We start from the raw sequence: 433 nt of genomic DNA, 5'->3' as shown, positions 1-433 counted from the left end.
CACGAGCGGTCAGTCGCTCCACTTGCGCGCGGGCATTCTGGTAATTGGCAAGCGCGTCGATCGCGGCGACCCGCGTTTCGGCGAGCGTGCGTTCAGCATCGAGCAATTCGAGCTGGCCGAACTTGCCCTCGCGATAGCCGATCCGCGCGATGCGGGCGGCCTCCTGTGCAGCCGCCAGCGCCGGCCCCGAAGCCGCACGAGCCGTCGTTGCGGCATTGGCCGCCTGCGCCTGCGCGTCCGTGATCGCCTGTTCGATGTCGAGCGCGGTCACGCGGCGCTGCGCATCCGCCTGGGTCCGCTGCGCGGTCGCCTGCGCAATCGCGGCGCGACCATTGTTGAACACCGGGATCGGGATCGACACGCTGAACACCGCCGCCATGTCGTTGGTCGCTTCCAGGCGGCGGATCGACGGCCCGACGTTCAGGTCAGGCAC

General features: G+C 69.5%; 1 protein-coding gene. It reads right to left on the bottom strand.

Annotated elements, in window-relative coordinates; all coding sequences use genetic code 11:
- Nucleotides 1-433, bottom strand: a 433-nt coding sequence (locus tag RAD16_RS41470; protein WP_458163748.1) for a TolC family protein, incomplete at both ends; no start/stop codon positions are given.

The sequence above is a fragment of the Bradyrhizobium sp. 18BD genome, assembly GCF_054185225.1.
Note: the sequence above shows the minus strand (reverse complement) of the source record. Positions and strands in the feature narration are given on the sequence as shown.